The sequence below is a fragment of the Brevibacterium gallinarum genome, from assembly GCF_014836885.1.
Taxonomy (GTDB): domain Bacteria; phylum Actinomycetota; class Actinomycetes; order Actinomycetales; family Brevibacteriaceae; genus Brevibacterium; species Brevibacterium gallinarum.
In genome coordinates, this window is the sequence record NZ_JACSPY010000008.1 from 75,184 (window position 1) to 94,919 (window position 19,736).

Annotated in this window: 19 protein-coding genes; 8 read left to right on the plus strand and 11 right to left on the minus strand. The window is 67.1% G+C overall.

Features of this window, described 5'->3' with window-relative positions; translation table 11 throughout:
* Window positions 1–24: 24 nt before the first annotated feature.
* Complete coding sequence (locus H9634_RS09455) at window positions 25–882, plus strand: hypothetical protein (protein WP_191726426.1); 858 nt, start codon at window positions 25–27, stop codon at window positions 880–882.
* 73 nt (window positions 883–955) lie between these two features.
* Here H9634_RS09455 and H9634_RS09460 read toward each other — a convergent pair whose 3' ends face one another.
* Complete coding sequence (locus tag H9634_RS09460) at window positions 956–1,510, minus strand: hypothetical protein (protein ID WP_170274477.1); 555 nt, start codon at window positions 1,508–1,510, stop codon at window positions 956–958.
* A 280-nt stretch (window positions 1,511–1,790) separates the two neighbouring features.
* Here H9634_RS09460 and H9634_RS09465 point away from each other — a divergent pair, with 280 nt between their 5' ends.
* The 3 genes from H9634_RS09465 to ispF are packed head-to-tail and all read left to right on the plus strand — an operon-like array spanning window position 1,791 to window position 3,498.
* Window positions 1,791–2,273, plus strand: a complete 483-nt coding sequence (locus H9634_RS09465; RefSeq protein WP_102162005.1) for a CarD family transcriptional regulator — start codon at window positions 1,791–1,793, stop codon at window positions 2,271–2,273.
* 53 nt (window positions 2,274–2,326) lie between these two features.
* On the plus strand, window positions 2,327–2,995 hold the full coding sequence (locus H9634_RS09470; RefSeq protein WP_318245068.1) for an IspD/TarI family cytidylyltransferase: 669 nt from the start codon (window positions 2,327–2,329) through the stop codon (window positions 2,993–2,995).
* Window positions 2,995–3,498, plus strand: coding sequence for a 2-C-methyl-D-erythritol 2,4-cyclodiphosphate synthase (gene ispF / locus H9634_RS09475; RefSeq protein WP_225210786.1), 504 nt, complete (start codon window positions 2,995–2,997; stop codon window positions 3,496–3,498). The genes H9634_RS09470 and ispF overlap by 1 nt, the downstream gene beginning before the upstream one ends.
* A gap of 9 nt (window positions 3,499–3,507) precedes the next feature.
* Here the strand turns inward: ispF and H9634_RS09480 are convergent, their stop codons facing one another.
* Complete coding sequence (locus tag H9634_RS09480; RefSeq protein WP_191726427.1) at window positions 3,508–4,038, minus strand: TMEM70/TMEM186/TMEM223 family protein; 531 nt, start codon at window positions 4,036–4,038, stop codon at window positions 3,508–3,510.
* Window positions 4,039–4,258: 220 nt separating this feature from the next.
* Here H9634_RS09480 and H9634_RS09485 point away from each other — a divergent pair, with 220 nt between their 5' ends.
* Window positions 4,259–4,720 (plus strand): FABP family protein, encoded by a 462-nt coding sequence (locus H9634_RS09485; protein WP_191726428.1) that lies wholly within the window; start codon window positions 4,259–4,261, stop codon window positions 4,718–4,720.
* 73 nt (window positions 4,721–4,793) lie between these two features.
* On the opposite strand, the gene H9634_RS09490 is transcribed toward H9634_RS09485, so the two are convergent.
* Both H9634_RS09490 and H9634_RS09495 read right to left on the minus strand, forming a co-directional pair.
* A complete protein-coding gene (locus H9634_RS09490) occupies window positions 4,794–6,104 on the minus strand; it encodes an MFS transporter (protein ID WP_191726429.1) in 1,311 nt (436 codons plus the stop codon).
* On the minus strand, window positions 6,105–7,565 hold the full coding sequence (locus H9634_RS09495; RefSeq protein WP_191726430.1) for a M20/M25/M40 family metallo-hydrolase: 1,461 nt from the start codon (window positions 7,563–7,565) through the stop codon (window positions 6,105–6,107).
* 191 nt (window positions 7,566–7,756) lie between these two features.
* Between H9634_RS09495 and H9634_RS09500 the strand changes: the two genes are divergently transcribed.
* Window positions 7,757–8,662, plus strand: coding sequence for a LysR family transcriptional regulator (locus H9634_RS09500; protein WP_191726431.1), 906 nt, complete (start codon window positions 7,757–7,759; stop codon window positions 8,660–8,662).
* A 103-nt stretch (window positions 8,663–8,765) separates the two neighbouring features.
* Here H9634_RS09500 and H9634_RS09505 read toward each other — a convergent pair whose 3' ends face one another.
* The 4 genes from H9634_RS09505 to H9634_RS09520 form a co-directional block, all read right to left on the minus strand.
* Window positions 8,766–9,458, minus strand: coding sequence for an MBL fold metallo-hydrolase (locus H9634_RS09505; protein ID WP_191726432.1), 693 nt, complete (start codon window positions 9,456–9,458; stop codon window positions 8,766–8,768).
* The gene (locus H9634_RS09510; RefSeq protein WP_191726433.1) at window positions 9,455–10,549 is read right to left on the minus strand and encodes an S-(hydroxymethyl)mycothiol dehydrogenase; all 1,095 of its coding nucleotides are present in this window, start codon (window positions 10,547–10,549) and stop codon (window positions 9,455–9,457) included. Before H9634_RS09510 ends, H9634_RS09505 begins: the two co-directional genes overlap by 4 nt.
* A 243-nt stretch (window positions 10,550–10,792) precedes the next feature.
* Entirely contained in the window at window positions 10,793–10,915 is a 123-nt protein-coding gene (locus tag H9634_RS09515) for a methionine/alanine import family NSS transporter small subunit (protein WP_175293862.1), read from the minus strand.
* Entirely contained in the window at window positions 10,912–12,552 is a 1,641-nt protein-coding gene (locus H9634_RS09520) for a sodium-dependent transporter (protein WP_191726434.1), read from the minus strand. The genes H9634_RS09515 and H9634_RS09520 overlap by 4 nt, the downstream gene beginning before the upstream one ends.
* 338 nt (window positions 12,553–12,890) lie before the next feature.
* Here H9634_RS09520 and cysS point away from each other — a divergent pair, with 338 nt between their 5' ends.
* Window positions 12,891–14,345 (plus strand): cysteine--tRNA ligase, encoded by a 1,455-nt coding sequence (cysS, locus tag H9634_RS09525; protein ID WP_191726435.1) that lies wholly within the window; start codon window positions 12,891–12,893, stop codon window positions 14,343–14,345.
* A 132-nt stretch (window positions 14,346–14,477) separates the two neighbouring features.
* Window positions 14,478–15,410, plus strand: coding sequence for a 23S rRNA (guanosine(2251)-2'-O)-methyltransferase RlmB (gene rlmB, locus H9634_RS09530; protein ID WP_175293865.1), 933 nt, complete (start codon window positions 14,478–14,480; stop codon window positions 15,408–15,410).
* Between the two features lie 461 nt (window positions 15,411–15,871).
* On the opposite strand, the gene H9634_RS09535 is transcribed toward rlmB, so the two are convergent.
* The 3 genes from H9634_RS09535 to H9634_RS09545 form a co-directional block, all read right to left on the minus strand.
* Window positions 15,872–17,278, minus strand: a complete 1,407-nt coding sequence (locus H9634_RS09535; protein WP_225210788.1) for an MFS transporter — start codon at window positions 17,276–17,278, stop codon at window positions 15,872–15,874.
* Between the two features lie 167 nt (window positions 17,279–17,445).
* Window positions 17,446–18,240 carry an SDR family NAD(P)-dependent oxidoreductase gene (locus H9634_RS09540; protein WP_175293866.1) on the minus strand — a complete coding sequence of 265 codons (795 nt, stop codon included), beginning with the start codon at window positions 18,238–18,240 and terminating at the stop codon, window positions 17,446–17,448.
* A complete protein-coding gene (locus tag H9634_RS09545) occupies window positions 18,237–19,622 on the minus strand; it encodes a DUF4032 domain-containing protein (protein WP_191726436.1) in 1,386 nt (461 codons plus the stop codon). The genes H9634_RS09540 and H9634_RS09545 overlap by 4 nt, the downstream gene beginning before the upstream one ends.
* Window positions 19,623–19,736: the final 114 nt, after the last annotated feature.

Here is a 19,736-nt window from a genome sequence, read left to right on the forward strand (position 1 = left end):
CACGCGGTCTGAATAGAGGAGCCAATGGCCGAGAGCGAGCTGCAGCAGGATATCAATAGTCTCGACGAGGGGTATGGAATTACCATGGCGTACCTCGGACGCCTGGTCGAGAATCCAGCCTCAGTGGAGCGGGATGCGAACAGTGCAATCGCTACTCACATGCGGAAATTCGGCGAATCAGAACAGCACCTCAACCCTGCGTATCTTGCGTGGAGGTCTATTGCCAGCGCAGGTGAGCACGCTGGAATAGCGGAGCACCTCCGCTTTGTGACGGGTGGAGGAATTCTCGATCGCCCACAGGCGAGCTTGGCGCGCGCAACCCTGCTTGGCGCCGCAAGAGCGATTTTTGTTCTGCAGCCCGATTCCGCGAGAGAGAGAATATCTCGGGCCGCGAAGCTTGCGAATAACGAAGTAAAAGACGCGCGCCGGATGCTCGATGCATGGAGTGACCGGACAGCAATGGTTCCGGGCCTACTAGACTCACTGGACAAACATACGTCGGAGCTCGCGGAAAGCGCGGGTCGAATACTAGTACGTGAGGGGCTTAAAGAACGGACCTCCGTAAATGAGTCGGATATGTTTCGGGTCGTCGCTCCTCAGCTGCCTGGAGATCCCGATCAGTCAGTCACCAGAGTCTTCGAGCTTTGGAACCGTGCTTCGGGAGTAGCACACGCCCGATCATGGACTTGGAACACGCCGTACGGCATAGACCATCAATTCGACTTCATCGATACATGGTCGGTTCCAGTCGAGCTTCTGGTTGAGGCATGGAAACTCTGGAACTTGCGCCGAGGCATTGACAATCCCTCGCCTGAGCCGCCGATCGGGTGGGAGCCAGATCGTGATCACTGGGGCTCATATCCGCGAAACGATCGAGAGTAATACCCGGCGGTGAGCGCACGAAAGAAGGGGAGGCAGAGCATCTGCTCTGCCTCCCCTTCTATGTCTGAGCGGATCAGGGGGTCGCGGTCGGCGACTCCTCTGGCCCGGGGGTCTCGACGACGCCGGTGGCGGAATCGTCACCGGGAGCGCCGGTGGGCTCGAGATCCTGGTAGTCAGGGTGGGCGCCGTTGAGCACCTGGGTGCGCACGATCTCGGTCTCGCCGTTGATCGTCACCTCGACATCGACCTTGTCGCCGGGCTTGCCGCCGTAGTTCTCGGTCAGCAGCGGTTCGGACTCAGCGGCGGCGTTCTCCGGGTTCTGCACCCAGCGGCCGCCGGCCGGTACGGTCTCCGAAGCGGTGGCGGAGCCGACGGAGATCTGGACGTCGGCGTCCTCATCGGAGTTGTTGACGACAGTGAAGAACACTTGCGCGACATCGTCGTCATTGGCGATGAGGAGCAGTCCGCGGACCTTGACCTGCTCGTTCTCGACGTTCCAGGCTCCGTCGCCGCCGTTGTACTGATACTCCGCGGTCTGCTGCGCCGACAGCAGGCTGGCACAGCCGCTGGCAGGGATCACGAGGGCGACGGCAGCGGCCGCGAGAGCCGCACGGGTGGACCGTTTCACGTTCAAGCTCCTTGGAGTGACGACGGAGTGAAATGACAGAATCACTGGATATCCTACCCGCTTTTTGACCGCACGTAGAACTCACCCGCTGACCGCATCCCCATCCCCAGCCCCGTGCCCGAGGTGGTCGCGTGCCCCGGAAGTCCAACGCGCGCCCGCGTAGCGCGTGTGACCCGCGCGCGCAAGGGGTGCACCCTAGCACGATTCAGCCCCCGGCACACCGTCTGAAGCCGCGTGTTCGTGGTAAACTGGAAGTCCGCGAAAGGGGAAAATGAAGAACATGAGTTTTCAGGTCGGCGACACAGTTGTTTATCCGCACCACGGGGCAGCCACAGTCCAGGAGATCAAGACCCGGGCGATCAAAGGCGAAGACAAGCTCTATCTGAAGCTTCAGGTATCCCACGGCGATCTGACCATCGAAGTGCCAGCCGAGAACTGCGATCTCGTCGGCGTGCGCGATGTGGTCGGCGAAGAGGGACTGGAGAAGGTTTTCCAGGTGCTGCGGGCTGACATTTCAGAAGAGCCCTCCAACTGGTCCCGCCGCTACAAGGCAAATCTCGAGAAGTTCCAGTCCGGCGACGTCATCAAAGTGGCTGAAGTCGTCCGCGATCTGTGGCGTCGCGAGCAGGACCGTGGGCTCTCCACCGGCGAGAAGCGCATGCTCGCCAAGGCCCGCCAGGTGCTCGTCTCCGAGCTCGCCCTGGCTGAGAAGAAGGAAGAGGAAGAAGCCGAGGCCCTGCTCGACGAGGTCCTCGCATCATAAGAACCTGCATCGTCATCCCGGCCGCCGGCTCGGGCACCCGCCTGGGAGCCGGCATTCCGAAGGCATTTGCCGAACTGGCCGGAACGACCCTGCTTGAGCACTGCGTTCGCGGTGCACACGCCTCGGGAGTCGCCGATCACATCGTGGTCGCCGTTCCCGAGGCGTTCCTCTCTGCCGCACGGGACACCCTCGGCACCGCCGCCGAGGTGGTGGCCGGCGGCGCTGATCGCGTCGCCAGCGTGCGTGCAGCCCTGGCAGCCGCCCAGCGCTCCGATCCTGGCATCGAAGCCGTGCTCGTCCACGACGCCGCCCGCTGCCTGACACCTCCCGAGGTGTTCACCCGCGTCACCGATGCCCTGGGCGCCGGTGCCCAGGCAGTCGTGCCGGTGCTGCCGGTGACCGATACGATCAAACGCGTCGAGACGCTGCGCAGCCCATGCGCGGCCGCCGGAGACGAACGCGTTATCGGCGACATCGACCGCGAGCAGCTCAGACGAGTGCAGACACCGCAGGGCTTCGCCGTCGAGGTGCTCGAAGAGGCCCACGCTCTGCAGGCCCGCGACCCGATCACTGCCACGGATGACGCGATGCTCGCCGAGCGCCTCGGCCACGAGGTGCGGGCGGTTGCCGGTGATGAGCGGGCGCTGAAGATCACCCACCCGCTCGATATGCGCATCGCCGAACTGCTGCTGGAAGACGCGACTGCTGGAGGGCAGAGCTGATGACTGAGGACACCCCTGCCATGATCCTGCCGCGGGTGGGCATCGGCACCGACGTCCATGCCTTCTCGAAGGACCCCGACCGGCCGATGTGGCTGGCCGGGCTCCTGTGGGCAGGCGAGGTCGGGCTTGAGGGCCACTCGGATTCCGATGCTGTCGCCCACGCCTGCTGCGATGCGCTCTTCACGGCCGCTGGGATCGGGGACTTGGGCGCGCACTTCGGTGTCGACCGGCCGGAACTCGCCGGCGCCTCGGGAGCGGAGCTCCTGACGGAGGCCGCCCGGCTCGTGCGCGCGGCCGGGTTCGAGATCGGCAGCATCGCCGTGCAGGCGATCTGCAACCGGCCCAAGATCGGCACGCGCCGGGACGAGGCTCAGCAGGTGCTCTCGGCTGCCGCCGGGGCGCCGGTCGCGGTCTCCGGCACGACGACCGATGGGCTCGGCCTCACCGGCCGCGGCGAGGGGGTCGCGGCGATCGCGACCGCCGTCGTCGTCGAGCGCAGCTGAGGCGCTTCCTCAGAGCGGTTCTTCGAGCTCGCCGATCGCCCGGGCGCCGTCGCTGAAGTCGATGCGTCCGATCATCGGTGCCGACTTGTTCGCCGGCACCCACGAGCTCAGCTTCACCGTCTCGCCGAGGCTGACCGGCACCGTGTCCTTGCCCTCAGCAGGAGTCGGGGCCGGTCCGCGCAGGGTGACTTCGCCGCCGTTGGCGTAGCGCAGCACCATGCCGCGCAGATCGGAGATCGTGACGATCTCGACGTCATCGACGTGATCGGGTTCGCGTCCCTTGCGCAGCCGCTGCAGCGGCGTGATCCGGGTGGCAGCGCGCAGGGTGATCCACACGCCGAGGCCGATGATGAGGGCGCAGGCGATGAGGCAGATGATGAGCGCAGCCTGGCTGATGTTGGCCATCCAGGACGAGATCGCCAGCACGATGCCGAAGACGATCGCGACGAGACCGTAGAACACACCCCAGCCGGGGGCGTTGACGCGTTCGGTGACCCACATCTGCTCGTTGCGGCTGAGCGGGGTCTGCGGGGTGCTCACGGAATCACTCCTAGCGATCGAAGCGGTGCTCATGCACTGCTGGGGACGGAGCTGCCGAGATGACACACAGCAGCTGTCATGTACAACTGTTTCACAGCCCGATTGCTTCCCACCGAGCGGTTCGAATCCACCGGCATCATCTGCCTGGACCGGAAACACCGGCCAGGGCTCGCGCCACCTCGGCCTACCGGCCGGATGGGGCCGCAGATACGATTCAGCTATGACCTCACACCCCGCCTTCGAACGGATCGCCGGTACCTGGAGCGGCAGCGGCTTCGGCGAATACCCGACGATCGACGACTTCGAATACCAGGAGGAGACGGAGTTCCGGGACGTCGGCAAGCCGTTCCTCGCCTACTCCCAGCGCACCTGGTCACCCGACGGCACGCCGATGCACGTGGAGACCGGGTACCTGCGGCTGGTCGGAGACTGGGCGGAATTCACCATCGCGCAGCCGACCGGCCAGACCGAACTGCTCGAAGGTCACATCGATCTGACCGATGAGCGGATCGTCCTGCAGCTCACCGGCCGGGTGCTCAACACCTCGACGGCCAAGAACGTCGAGATGACCAAGCGGCGCTTCGTGTTCGCCGGCAACGACCTGACGGTGAACTTCTCGATGGCCGCCGTCGGCTGTGAGATGACACGGCATCTCACAGCCCAGCTCATGCGCAACCCCTGAGCCCAGCTCGCCGGGAACGACCGGGGCCGCCGTGCAGGCAAGGCCGGCTGCACGGCGGCCGTCAGCGTAGGTCTCAGCGGATCCGGTACAGCCGGTTCGCAGCGATCAGGGCAATCGTGCTCAGCGCCGCAACGAGCATCACCCAGTATGAGGGTGCATGCGCGTGGCCGGTCGACTTCGTCAGCCACAGCGCCACCGTCGGAGTGAGGCCGCCGAAGATCGCCACACCGAGGTTGTAGCCCAGTGACAGCCCGGTGCCGCGGTTTCTGGCCGGGAACGTATCGGCCAGCACCGAGGCCATCGGCCCGTAGTAGAACGCCTTGAGCAGGCTGAGCACGACGACGAGCACCACCAGCAGCGACAGCTGCGGTGACGCCTCTACGGCTCTGAACAGGAAGAACACAGATCCGAACACGAGCACGGCAGCCGGCAGCATGATCGGCAGCCGGCCGAAGCGGTCGGCCAGCAGGCCGGCGATCGGCGCGCCGAGGAACAGCACCACACCACCGGCGGTCGCGGCGATGAAGCCGCTGTTGGCCGCCAGGCCGAGGTTGTCGACTGCGTAGGTCGGGACATAGCTGATGAAGTACGTCAGCGCTGTCGAGACCGCCAGGGTGCCCATCGCGACGAGCAGGCGGATCTTCTGAGCGCCGAGCACCTCGCGGATCGCGATGAGACCGGACTCCGGTGCCGTGGCCTTGTCGAACTCAGGGGATTCCGGAACATGGCGGCGGATGTAGAGCCCGACCGGACCGACGAGCAGACCGACGATGAACGGGATCCGGAAGCCCCAGCTGTCGAGCGCCTCAGCCGGCATCCAGGTCGTCAGCGAGATGCCGATGAGCCCGGCGATGAGGCTCGAGGCGGCCTGGCTGGCGAACTGCCAGCTGGCGGCGAACGCCTTGCGATCGGGCAGATGCTCCATCATGAGCGCTGTGGCCGAGCCGAACTCGCCTCCTGCCGCGAAGCCCTGGATGAGGCGGGCGATCATGATGAGGACGGGGGCGGCGAGCCCGATGACGTGCGCCGGCGGGGTCACGACGATGATGAGCGTGCCGAAGAACATCAGCAGGATGGTGAGCGTGAGCCCGGGTTTGCGCCCGTGCCGATCAGCGAAGCTGCCGATGACGAGCGCGCCGATCGGCCGGATGAAGAAGGACAGCGCGAAGGTCCCCAGCGTCAGCAGCATTGAGACGAACGGGTCGTCGCTGGGGAAGAACGCAGCTGCGAGATAGACGCTGAAGTAGGCGTAGACGGCGATGTCGTACCACTCCAGCGCATTGCCGACACAGGCGGCGGTGATGATCTTCCACGGCGGCGGGTGAGCGACATGCGCAGATGGGGGCGGAGGATGGATTCCGCTGGAGCTGTTGAGGTTCGGCATTCAGGCCTCCTGGGTGGTGCGTGATGGTACGGCAGGTGCTGCGAACCAGTGACCGGGATGTTCGCCCATGTCGAGGAAGATGGTGCGCATGATCTCGTACCCTTCAGCCAGGATCGGCAGCAGCAGGTGCTCGTCCGGGGCGTGCTGGTTGCAGGCAGGGTAGGAGTGAGGGATCCAGACAGTCGGCAGGTTGAGCGTCTGACTGAAGACAGCGTTGGGAATCGTGCCGCCGAGGTTGGGCAGCACGGCCGGGTCCCTGCCCGTTGCCGAGGTGATGGCACAGGCTGCAGCGGTGACCGCCGGATGGTCGGGCGACAGGCGGGTGGCCGCCATCCCCTCCTCGGCACGCACCTCGACATTGCGGATCCCGGCGCGCGTCAGGGCGGTGCGGATCGCCGGGACCACCGCCTCGGGATCGGTGCCGAGGACGAAGCGCAGCTGGAGCAGCGCTGATGCCTCACCGGGGATCGCGTTGACAGGTGCGGCCGGGGTGCCGGCGTCGAGTGTCAGCACTTCGAGCGTGTTGAACCCCAGTGCCCGCTCGGTGGGGCTCAGGCCGGGCTCACCCCAGTCGGTGTCAACCGCAGGATCGCCGGGTGAGGCGGCGCCCGCCGGCAGTGCCGCGATGGCCTCGCGCACTGCCTCCGGCAGCGCCGGCGGGCGCAGCGCGTCGATGAGGATGCGCCCGTTGCCGTCGACGAGAGCGGCGATCGCAGCGGCGAGGACTGTGGCGGGATTGCGGAGCTTCCCGCCCCAATTGCCCGAATGGTGGGCGCCAGCGCGCTCCGTGCACGTCAGGCGGATGTTGAGGCTGCCGCGGGAGCCGAGGAAGATCGTCGGAGCTGCGGCGGTGAAGCGCGGGCCGTCGGAGCCGAGGAACAGATCGGCGCGCAGCTTCCCGGCATGGGTGCTAGCGAAGGCGTCGAGGCCGAGCGAGCCGACCTCCTCGGCGGTCTCCATCAGGACGGTGATGTTGAAGCCGAGGCGCGCAGCCGCCGGCGTCGTCTGCTGTTCGGCCGCACGGCTGGCCAGCGCGGCTTCGAGGGCGACGAAGTTGATGGTGTGCTGGCCCTTGTTGTCAGCTGTTCCACGACCGTAGACCCGCTCGCCGACGACGGTGAGCTGCCACGGGTTGAGGCCGGCGGCCCACTGCTCGCTGTGTGCGAACTGCACATCCCCGTGGCCGTAGAGCAGCACAGTCGGGCTGGCGGCGGATTCCCGGCGCGTGGCGATGAGCAGCGGGTGATCGGCCGAGGCGGGGTTGGCGCAGGTCTCGGTGGTGAAGCCGAGTGGCTGGAGCTGGCTGGCGATGTCGCGCAGATAGGCGTCGTTCGCCTGCCGGCAGTGCGGTGCCTGGCTCTCGGTGCGCAGACTGATCCGTCGCTGCAGCAGCGCAAGGATCCGCTCACGCGGGTCGGCTGCTGCGCTCGGCGCCTGTTCGCGTCCCGGTGTCGCTGTCACGTCGTTGTGCCTCACTTCGGTTTCGGGGACAGGTGGGCCACGGCCGGAATGCGGTTCCGGAGCCGGTGTGCTGGTGAATGCAACTCATCGTGACATGCTTCGCAATGATTCTGTGCAGCGTGCGTCTCAGAGCCGGTGCTAAGGTCTGCAGGAGGTATTGCGTTGTGTGCAATACGCGTTGGGGGAGTGGGGTGAGAGGTGTGCATTCGGAGGATCTCGAACTGTTTCTGTCGCTGTATGAGACGGGGTCGATCCATCAGACGGCCAGGCGCCTGTTCGCGTCTGCGTCGACGGTGAGCCGGCGGCTGCGGGGTTTCGAAGACGAGCTCGGCGTTGAGCTCTTCACGCGCTCGCCGGCTGGTCTCGAGCCGACCAGGCGGGCCGACACGCTGCTGCCGTATGCGCAGAGGATACTCTCCGAAGCGGCGACGATGACCGCCTCACTGCATGCCGAGGCCTCGGGCATCAAGCCGGTGCGGGTCGCAGCGACGATCGGGCTGGCGCAGTTCGTGCTCGCTCCGGTCGTGCGCGCTCAGCTCGGCGCTGATGCCGGGAGCATCCCCGTCGGGGTCGCGATCGAGATGCGCAGCTCCGATGACGTCCTCAGCGCTGTCGCCGGCGACGAGGCCGACCTCGGCCTCACCTTCGCAGCAGGATCAGCGCGCGGGCTGCGCGAGGAGTTCGCCGCACCGACGGCCAACGTCGCCCTCGTCGATGAGAGCCATCCGCTCGCTGCGGCGGCCGCGGTGTCGTTCGCCGATCTCGCCGACTACCCGATCGCGGTGGAGCGGCAGGGCAATACCGCCCGGCTCATGCTCGACCGTGCCTTCGCCAGCCTCGGCCGGCCGCTGACGCCGCTGGTCGAATGCGCCTGCCCGGCGACGATCCGCACGGTGGTGCGCGGCACCGACTGTGTGGCGGTGTTCGCCCAACGCCTGCTGCCGCGCAGCAGCGACGATCATGGGTTCGCGCACCTGCCGATCGATGACCCGGCAGTGCAGCCGCGGCAGATCCGGGTCATCACCCGCGGCGGCGTCGCCCGCACACACGCATTGGAGAGCCTCATCGCCGGGCTGCGCGAACGCCTGAGCGACTGATCCCCAGCCACGGTCGTGCACACAGCGACAGGGGCAGAGCGCGGCTGCGCTCTGCCCCTGTCAGTCGGCCCGCTGCCGACGGGCGGTGCGTGTTGTCAGCGGCTCACTCGCCGCGGTCGATCCACTCCTGCAGATGCGGCTTCTCCAGCCCGATCGCCGTGGCCGGCCCGTGACCGGTGAGCACGACCGTCTCGGCCGGCAGCTGGAACAGCCGGGTCGAGATCGAGTCGATGATCGTCTCGAAGCTCGAATACGACCGGCCCGTCGCGCCCGGTCCGCCCTGGAACAGGGTGTCACCGGAGATGAGGATCGGGTTCGTGGCACCGGCTCCGACCTTCCCGGCGGCCTCAGCGGCCACCTCGGGAACGGCGACCCCATCAGCGATGTAGAAGCACGTCGACCCGGGCGAATGCCCCGGCGTGTGGATTGCCGTCAGGGTCGCACCGCCGACGGTGATCGTCTCGCCGTCGGCCAGCTGCTTCTCCGGCTTGCGGTCCGGATAGACCATCTCCCACAGCATCATGTCCTCGGGGTTGAGGTGAACCGGCGGGCTGCCGAGCAGCTTCTGCGTCTCGGCGACCGCGCGGATGTGGTCGTCGTGGCCGTGGGTCAGCAGGATCGCCGTGACCTTCCGGTCGCCGACGGCCGCGGCGACCTGCTCGGGCGAGTGGGCCGGGTCGATGACGACGACCTCGGAGTCGTCGCCGACGATCCAGACGTTGTTGTCGACATCCCAGGTGCCCCCGTCAAGCGAGAACGTGCCGGATGTCTCGATGTGATCAATGCGTGCGCTCATGAAAACTCCACTACCGATCGAAGGACTTCTCCTCGTCCCATCTTGTCAAAGGCCTCCTCGACCTGGTCAACGGTGATCCGTTCTGAGACGAACTTCTCCAGCGGCAGGCGGCCCTGCTTGTACAGCTCGGTGAGCATCGGGAAGTCGCGTTCGGGCAGGCAGTCGCCGTACCAGGAGGATGTGAGCTTGCCGCCGCGGCCGAACACGTCGAGCAGCGGGAGGTTCAGCTCCATCTCCGGGGTCGGTACGCCGACGAGCACGACGGTGCCGGCCAGATCGCGGGCGTAGAAGGCCTGCCGCCAGGTCTCGGGACGGCCGACGGCGTCGATGACGACATCGGCGCCGAATCCGCCGGTGAGCTCCTGGACAGCTGCGACGAGTTCGTCTTCGCTCATGCCCTTTGAGCAGATCGTGTCAGTCGCGCCGAGCTCACGTGCGGCATCGAGCTTGCGCTCATCGAAGTCGATGGCGATGATCGGGCTGGCTCCCGCCAGGTGGGCACCGGCGACGGCTGCCGAGCCGACGCCGCCGCAGCCGATGACGGCCACCGAGTCGCCGCGGGTGACCTCGCCGGTGTTGATCGCTGCGCCGATGCCGGCCATGATGCCGCAGCCGAGCAGCCCGACGACAGCCGGATCGGCCTCATCGACCTTGGTGCACTGGCCGGCGGCCACGAGCGTCTTCTCGGCAAACGACCCGATTCCCAGGGCGGCCTCGAGTTCGGTGCCGTCGGCCAGGGTCATCTTCTGGGAGGCATTGTGGGTGTCGAAGCAGTACCACGGTTCGCCGCGCTTGCAGGCCCGGCACTCACCGCAGATCGCCCGCCAGTTGAGGATGACGAAGTCGCCGACCTCGACGTTGGTGACACCCTCGCCGACCTCGGAGACGATGCCGGCGGACTCGTGGCCGAGCAGGTACGGGAAGTCATCGCCGATCCCGCCTTCGCGGTAGTGGAAGTCAGTGTGGCAGACACCGCAGGACTTCACATCGACGATCACCTCGCCGGGGCCGGGATCGGGGATGACGATGTCGGTCAGCTCGACCGGCTGCCCCTTGGCCATGGCGACGATTCCCTTGACGGTGGTGGGCATGATGCCTCCTTCTCAGCAGAGATCAACACGTGCTCATGCGTACATCCGTCAGTCTACGGAACCCGTCTGCGGCATGCAGGAATATCCGCGTGCGTTCTCACCTGGCAGGAAACCCCTGCTCATGCCCGAGGCGCCGGGAACCATGGCAGGAACCCCTGTCCACGCCCGAGGCGTCGGGAACCATGGCAGGTTCCCAGCGCCTCGGCAGCGGTGGCGGCTGGTGCCGCGCTCAGGGTGTGCGGATCAGATGATGTCGTCGTGGCCCATCTCGTCCGGGTGTCCCTTGAGGTGGACGAGGGAGGCGACGAGGCCGCCCCAGACGATGAACAGGGCCAGGACCATCATGATGATTGCTTCAGGTGTCATCGGTTGTCTCCTTCCGTGCGGCGGGCCGCATCGGCACCGGTGGTGCCGGTGGTGGGGTTGTCGTCGAAGCCGGTCATGTGTGCAGGCGTGTACAGCTCCGGGTACGCCTTGGTGTCAGCATCGTTGGCCTCCACAGCCCGGTCGGTGAACTCCTGTGAGGCGCGCGGCCACGGCAGCACGGAGAGCACCACCGCTGCGATGATGAGGACGGCGATGATCACCCAGCCGATGATGTCGGCTGAGGTCTCGGTGTAGCCGGTCGTCGCGTAGGTCCAGATCTGCTGGACGAGCATGAAGCCCAGCACGATCGGGGTGATGATCGTCAGCGCGATCGTCCACATCTTGCCGATGCGGAACGAGGAGATCGCGTTGAGGTGATCGCGCAGCAGCGGGGTGGACCGCTTGATCCAGGCCACGGCGATGATCGCCAGCAGTGCACCGCCGACGATGCCGATGTTGTTGGCGAAGGCGTCAGCGACATCGAGCACGGTCAGACCGGTGGCCGTCGGCATGGTCAGCAGCGAGACGAGCGCCATGCCGCCGCCGACGATCGCCAGCGAGGTGCGGTTGGAGATGCCCAGCTTCTCCGCAACCGCCTGCACCGGCACCTGGATGATCGAGATGAGCGATGACAGGCCGGCGAAGACGAGGCTGAGGAAGAACAGCACACCGAAGATCGGCCCGCCGGGCATCTGCGAGATCAGCGTCGGGAAGCCGACGAAGGCCAGTCCGACACCGCCGGCTGCGACTTCATCGACACCGGTGCCGGCAGCGTGGGCCATGAAGCCCAGGGCTGCGAAGACGCCGACGCCGGCGAGGATCTCGAAGCTGGAGTTCGAGAACGCCACGACGAGGCCCGAACCGGTCAGGTTCGTGCGACGGCGCAGGTAGGCGGCGTAGGTGACCATGATGCCGAAGCCGACCGAGAGCGAGAAGAAGATCTGACCGTAGGCGGCCACCCACACATCGGCCTTCGCCAGAGCGGAGAAGTCCGGGGTGAAGAGGGCGTTGAGGCCGTCGACGGCACCGGGCAGGAACAGCGAGCGGACGACGAGGGCGAGGAACAGCACGACGAGCACCGGGATGAAGATCTTCGAGAACCGCGCGATGCCGCCCTGCACGCCCAGGAACAGCACGCCGAGCACGATCACCCACACGATGATGAGCGGGATGAGGATGCCGGGCACGAAGCTGAAGGCATTGCCCAGCGACAGCTCACCGGCGTGCAGGTAGGTCGCCTCGAAGAAGGTGCCGGCATCATCGCCCCACGCCTCGGTGATCGAGAACACCGTGTAGCTCAGCGCCCAGCCGATGATGACGGCGTAGTAGATGCCGATGACAGTGGCCACACCGGTCTGGAACCAGCCCAGCGGCTCGAAGGACTTCGACACGACCCGGAACGACATCGGTGCCGAGGACCGCGAGCGGTGGCCGAGCACGTAGTCGAAGAACAGGATCGGGATACCTGCCGTCAGAAGCGCGACGAGGTATGGGATGAGGAAGGCTCCGCCTCCGTTTTCGAAGGCGACGTATGGAAAGCGCCAGATGTTTCCCAGGCCGATGGCAGAACCGATGGCTGCCAGGATGAACGCCATCCGTGTCGGGAAGACTTCGCGCTGCAGCGACTTAGTCGACATGATGTCCTTTCGGATCCAGGTGAGGGGCACGGCGGTGTGCACTCGGGGGGCCTTATGTCAGGCATGACCCTCACAGTCCAGAAGCTCGCAGGGATCCCCACGAAACTCACAGCTGAGATTGACCTCACACTAAAGGTAGTCCGCAGGCGTGGTGCTTGTCACCTCTGGAGCCTGGGCACAGCTCCTTTGCTCCCGAAAAGTTATAACCGGAGGTCAGCCCGACCAACACCGGTCCGGGCAGCACCGCCTCGTGGCCAGGGCATGCGCTGTTGCCGGCCGGGGTGTGAGCTGTGGGCGGCCGTGGCCGCCGCTTGCGGCGAATCGCTAGACTGAGCCCTGTGACCATACAGCTCTTCAACACCGCCACGCGCCGCCTCGAACCCTTCGCACCCGTCACAGACGGTCAGGCCAGCCTCTACGTCTGTGGTGCCACCGTGCAGGGATCTCCGCACCTGGGCCACATGCGCACTGCGGTCGTGTTCGACCAGCTGCGCCGCTGGCTGCTTTACCGCGGCTTCGACGTCACATTCGTGCGCAATGTCACCGACATCGACGACAAGATCCTGGCGAAGTCGGTCGAGGAGTCCCGCCCGTGGTGGGCTCACGCCTACCACTACTTCCAGGAATTCACCGCCGCACACGACGCCCTCGGCGTGCTGCGCCCAACCTATGAGCCGCTGGCCACCGGGCACATGACGGAGATGATCGAGCTCATCGACCGCCTCATCGCCGCCGGCCACGCCTATCCGGCCCTCGACGGCTCCGCTGATGTCTACTTCGATGCGCGGTCCTGGCCGGACTACGGTTCGCTGACGAACCAGCAGCTCGACGACATGGCCGCAGCCGATGACGCCCCGCTGCGCGGGAAGAAGGACCCGCGGGACTTCGCTTTGTGGAAGGCACACAAGGACGGCGATCCGCTCACCGCCTCGTGGCCGTCGCCGTGGGGACGCGGCCGGCCCGGCTGGCACATCGAATGCTCGGCGATGTCGACGAAGTACCTCGGACCCGAGTTCGACATCCACGGCGGCGGACTCGACCTGCGCTTCCCGCACCACGAGAACGAGCGCGCCCAGTCGAATGCCGCCGGCGACGCCTTCGCCCGCATCTGGATGCACTCCGGGCTGCTCAACGTCGGCGGGGACAAGATGTCGAAGTCACTGGGCAACTCGATCTTCGCCCTCGACCTGCTCGCTGAGCACGATCCGATCGCCATCCGCTACGCGCTTTCGACTGCGCACTACCGTTCGGTCCTCGACTTCTCCGAAGACCTCGTCACCGCCCAGGCCAACGCGCTCGAGCGGTTCGAGAACTTCCTCACCCGCGCCCGCGAGGTCCTCGGCGACGATGCCCCGCCCGCGCCCGAGGTGGCAGACGGCTACCAGAACCGCGTCGCCGAGGTGCCGGCCGAGTTCGCTGCGGCGATGGACGACGACCTCTCGGTGCCCAAGGCGCTCTCGGTCGCGTTCAGCGCCGTCGGCGAGGGCTACCGGCTGCTGGAGTCCGGTGACCCCGACCGGCAGGCGCTCGCCCGCACCGTGGCCGAACTCGAGCTCATGCTCGATGTGCTCGGCATCAACCCGCTGGCTGCCAACTGGACCGCCGCCTCGGGCGCGGACAGCGCTGCCGAGACCGGGCTGCGCGTGCTCGTCGAGGAGCTGGCGACCCAGCGCCTGGCGGCCAAGCAGGCCAAGGACTATGTGCGCGCAGATGAGCTCCGCGATCTGCTCACCCGCGCCGGCGTGCAGCTGGAGGACACCCCCGGCGGCTACCGCTACAGCCTCAAGGGCTGAGGTGCCCGCCGGCCGGCGCCGCACCTGACCGCTGCTGACCTGCCGTGACAGACCGGCCGCAGTGACAGGCCAGCCGCAGTTGACAGGCCGGCCGCACGACCCAGCCCACCGACACGAACCGAAGGAGCCGCAATGGCGACGAAGAAGGGCCCTGCCAAGGGCACCGGCGGCCACGGCCGCCGCAAGCTGGCCGGCAAGGGGCCGACTCCCAAGGCCGAGGACCGCGTCTACCACAAGGCGCACAAGGCCAAGCAGGCCAAGCTCAGGCGAGAGGCCACCCAGCCCAAGCGGCGGCGCAAGGATCCCGGTTCGGACATCATCGCCGGACGCAACTCCGTCGTCGAGGCGCTGCGCGAGGCCGTGCCGGCCACGGCGCTGTACATCTCCCACAAGGCCGACTCCGACGACCGGGTGCGCGAGGCGATCGCCCTGGCCGCCGACCGCGGCATCCCGATGCTCGAAGCCGGCAAGATGGATCTCGACCGGCTCACCGACGGTGCCGTCCACCAGGGCATCGCCCTACAGGTGCCGGCCTACGAGTACGCGCACCCCGACGACCTCATGGAGGCAGCCGCCGAGGCTGTCGAGACGCCGCTGCTCGTCGCCCTCGACGGGATCACCGACCCGCGCAACCTCGGCGCCATCGTGCGCTCAACCGCGGCCTTCGGCGGCCACGGGGTGATCATCCCCGAGCGCCGTTCTGCCGGCATGACCGCCTCGGCGTGGAAGACCGCCGCTGGTGCCGCCGGGCGGATCCAGGTCGCCCAGGTCGTCAACCTCGCTCGCGCGCTGCAGGCGCTGAAGAAGCAGGGGGTGTTCGTGCTGGGCCTCGACATGGACGGCGACGTCGAACTGCCCGAGGTCGCGCTCGCCCGGGAACCGGTATGCATCGTCGTCGGGTCCGAGGGCAAGGGGCTGTCCCGGCTCATCAGCGACATCTGCGATCAGATCGTGTCGATCCCGATGGCCGGGCAGATGGAGTCCCTCAATGCCGGAGTCGCCGCCGCCGTGAGTCTCTACGAAGTCGCCCGCACCCGCCGGGCCGAGGGGCTCGCCGGGGGCTGAGGGTTTAGAGCTGGGGCTTGGAGTTGGGGACTGGGGCTTGGAGGCGGTACGGGAGACGCTTCCCGACGCGGATCAGGAGGGCCCACAGCGACCGCTGCCCGATCGCCCTGCCCTGCACGGACACGTGAGTGTGTCGTTCGTGTGGAACCGACGCCTCTCGAGTCGACACGAAATGCACGGTTCCGAGTCTCGCGGCGTGCTTTTCGTGTGGAATCGACGATGCACGAGCGAGCATGAAGTGCACGACTGACGTCGACGTGCCGGCCGGGGTTCAGCCGGCGGCCACTTCCGCAGACCGCGTTGAGTGTCATATCCAGCGTCGTCGATATCGCACTGAACGACTATGAATCGGCCGAAACGTAGCCGTTCAGTGCAAGATCCAGTGTCGTGGATTCTGCACTGAACGACGATCGACGCGAGTGCCCGGCCCGCACCCAGGTCAGCCCCAGGCCAGTCCCAGCTCAGCCCAGGTCGACGTTGCGCGGATCCACCGCCGGGGCCGTCGTGCGGGTGGCGGTTTTCGGCAGTGCGCCGAGCGAGATGGTGATGATCGCTGCGATGACCATCGCCGCACTGATCGCCCACATGCCGGCAGACTGCGAACCGGTCGTGTCGGCGAGGAAGCCGGTGATGTAGGGGGCGAAGAAGCCGGACATGTTGCCGATCGAGTTGACCAGGGCGACGCCGGCAGCTGCGGCGGCACCGGAGAGGAACGCGGTGGGCAGCGGCCAGAAGGTCGCGAGGGCGCACATCACGCCGCAGGCGAAGATCGACACGCACACCATCGCCAGGAACGGCGAGTTGACGAACGAGGTCACCGGGATGACGGCGGCAGCCACGAGGGTCGGCAGGGCGACATGCCAGACGCGCTCGCCGGTCTTGTCGCCGTGGCGGGCCCAGAACACCATGGCAACCGCAGCGAAGGCGAACGGGACGGCGGTGAGCAGGCCGCGTTCCATGAGCGAGTACTCGACGCCGAAGCGCTCCTGGAATCCGCCGATGATCGTCGGCAGGAAGAAGCTGATGGCATACAGGCCGTAGACCACGCCGAAGTACACGAACGCCAGCGCCCACACCCGACCGCTGGTCAGCGAGGTGCGCAGCGGCACATGGTAGGTCGCAGCGGTCTCCTCCTCCTCGCGGTCCATCTCGGCTTTGAGCCAGGCGCGTTCGTCATCGGCCAGCCACTTCGCATCGTGCGGGCGGTCGGTGAGGAAGAACCAGCAGATGAAGCCCAGCAGCACCGCCGGCAGACCCTCGATGAGGAACATGAAGCGCCAGCCGGACATACCCCACAGCAGGCCCTCGCCGTGCTCGATGAGCCAGGCCGACAGCGGCGCACCCAGCACCGAGGAGGCCGGGATGGCGAGCATGAAGAACGAGATCGCCTTCGCCCGCTCCCGCTTGGGGAACCAGAATGTCAGGTACAGGATGATGCCCGGGAAGAATCCGGCCTCGGCGATGCCGAGCAGCACCCGCAGGATGACGAGCCACCACTCGCCGCCGAGCCCCAGCCACGTCCCGGCCGGCACGAACGCCATGAGCGCGGCGACGATGCCCCAGGTGACGAGGATGCGGGCGATCCAGCGTCGCGCACCGAACTTGTGCAGCGCGAGATTCGAGGGGATCTCCAGCAGCAGGTAGCCGATGAAGAACACACCGGAGGCCAGGCCGAACATCGTCTGGGTCAGGCCCAGCTCGTCGTTCATGCCGTTGGGCCCGGCGAAGCCGATGTTGGTCCGGTCGAGGTAGTTGATGAAGTACAGCAGACCGAGGAACGGGGTGAGACGCAGGGCGACCTTGCGCAGGGTCCGCCTGCGCAGTTCGGCGTCGGCTGCGGTCGGCGCGGAGGATGGGGGCATCGTCATCGGCGGGTGATCCTTGTCGGCGGATGTGCGCGATCCGGCAGCGCGTGCAGATCATGTCCGCTGCCGCCGTCCGCGTTGGCTTCGGTCAGGTATATCGCCGTCGACCGCCTGCCGCCGCCTGTGTCCCAGCAGGCGAGACATAGGTCGTAGCGGCCGGCCCCGAGGTGTCACACGCGTGGGGTGAAGCGTCCGTCCTGGGCCATCCAGCCGCCGTCGACGAGCAGCGAGTGCCCGGTGACGTAGCTGGAGGCGTCCGAGGCGAGGAACAGCACCGGTCCTGCGATCTCGTGCAGCAGGCCCCAGCGGCCGAGCGCGGCCTTCTGGGCGTAGGCGTCCCACCACTCCTCATCGGACTTGATCTGCTCGGTCAGCGGGGTCTCGAACGGTCCGGGCAGGATCGAGTTGACCCGCACGCCTGCGGTGCCGAGCTCGCTGGCCAGCGTCTTCGTCAGCTGCACGACCCCGGCCTTGGCGGCGGCGTAGATCCCCTGCCCGGGTTCGACGACGATCGCGCGGAAGGAGGCGAATGTGATGATCGAGCCGCGCTGCCGGCTGGCCATCTCACGGCCGAAGCCGCGCATGAGCCGATAGGTGCCCTTGAGGTTGATGTCGATGACCCGGTCGAACTCGTCATCGGTCGTCTCGACCATCCGCTTGCGCACATTCATGCCCGGGGTCATGACGAGCACCTCGGCAGCGGGGAAACGCTCAACGAGGGCGTCGACAGCCGCCGTCGAGGTGATGTCGAGTTCGACGGCGCTTGCGGCGCTGCCGGCGCGCTGTTCGATGATCATGGCTGTTGCCTCGGCGCCGGTGAGGTCGAGGTCAGCGCACACGACGTGGGCACCGGCGTCGGCCAGCCCGAGAGCTGAGGCCTGGCCCAGGCCCGAGGCGGCGCCGACGACGACGGCGGTGCGCCCGGTCAGGTCGAACAGGTCGGGAATGCGGGGCAATGCGCTCATCGGGGTTCTTCTCTCGTCTCATCTGCGGCAGCCGGCGGTTCCGGCGTCTCAGGCGGCACCTGCCCGGACTCTGCCGGCTCAGGGTCTGCCGGTTCAGGGCCGGCCTGCGCTGATTCTGCCAGCTCAGGGTCTGCCTGGGCTGATTCTGCCTCTGCGAGCCGGCGCAGCACTGCGGTGTCCGGATCGCGGAACAGGTGGGCCTCGCGCGGGTAGTGGGCGAGCTTCTCATCGCGGTAGGCGGCCACCGCCTCGGGCGTGGAGACATCCCGGCCAGCGGTCTCCGACATCTCCGCGCGATGGTCAAGGAACTCGTGGAACACCTGCGGCGGCTCCAGCCGGCCGCTGTACTCATCGGTGATCGCCTCGAGCACCGGCCGGTAGACATCGGCCAGCCAGCGCTCGGCGACGATCACCTCGGCCTCATCATCGAGCCCTTTCGCCGCCCGGTAGACATCGAGGTCGTTGAGCATCCGGCGGGCCTGCTGCTTCTCCGCGTCGATTCCAGTCAGCCGCCTGAGCCGGCGCTGGAAGTGCCCCGGCGCCACGACTTTGGGTTCGATGCGGGTGGTGACGCCGTCAAGGTCGGTCGTGACCGTCAGCTCGCCTAAGTCGAAGCCGAGCTCGTTGAGCCTTTCGATGCGCTGGTCGATGCGCCAGCGCTCGTACATGTTGAACGCCTCAGCAGCAGTGAGCTCGGCCCACAGCTCGTCGTAGCGCTCGCTGAGCCGGTTGCTCATCGCCATCGGATCGACATCCGGGTCGGCCAGCCCGCCGGCCTGCAGGTCGAGGAACTCCCCGGCGATGTTCGTGCGCGCCAGGTCGAGGTCGTGGCTGCGCTGCCCGGCTGACAGCGAGTCGTGCAGCTCCCCGGTCTCGGCGTCGACGAGATAGGCGGCCAGCGCGTCGGCATCGCGGCGGAACAGCGTGTTCGACAGCGACACATCACCCCAGAAGAACCCGACGAGGTGCAGTCTGACGATGAGCACTGCGAGGGCGTCGACGAGCAGGTCGGCCATCTGCGGGGGCACGGACTTGCCGCACAGATCGCGAAACGGCAGCGAATACGACAGGTGCGGGGTCAGCAGCGCCCCGGGCAGCGGCTGGCCGTCGGCATCGGTGCGCCCGGTGACGTACCCCAGCGGCCGCACAGCAGGCGCGTCGAGATCGGCCAGCGCGGTGAGCAGCTCGTATTCGCGCACCGCGATCGCATCCTGGGTCTCTTTGACCGCCAGGATCGTGCCCTCGAACTCGACGAAGCGCACCACATGCCGGGAGATGCCGCGCGGCAGGCCGATGAGCAGCTCGGGCTTCCACCGCGCCAGCGGCACATCCCACGGCAGCGCCTCGACGAGCTCAGTGAACTGATCGACGTGGATCTTCACGTGTCCTCCCGCACGCCAGCCGGCCGCCAGGCGGCGGCGACCGCAGCTGCGCTTCCATCGTAGCGAAACCCCTTCCCGGGCCGCCGCTGTTGCCAGCGCGCCCGCCGTAGACTG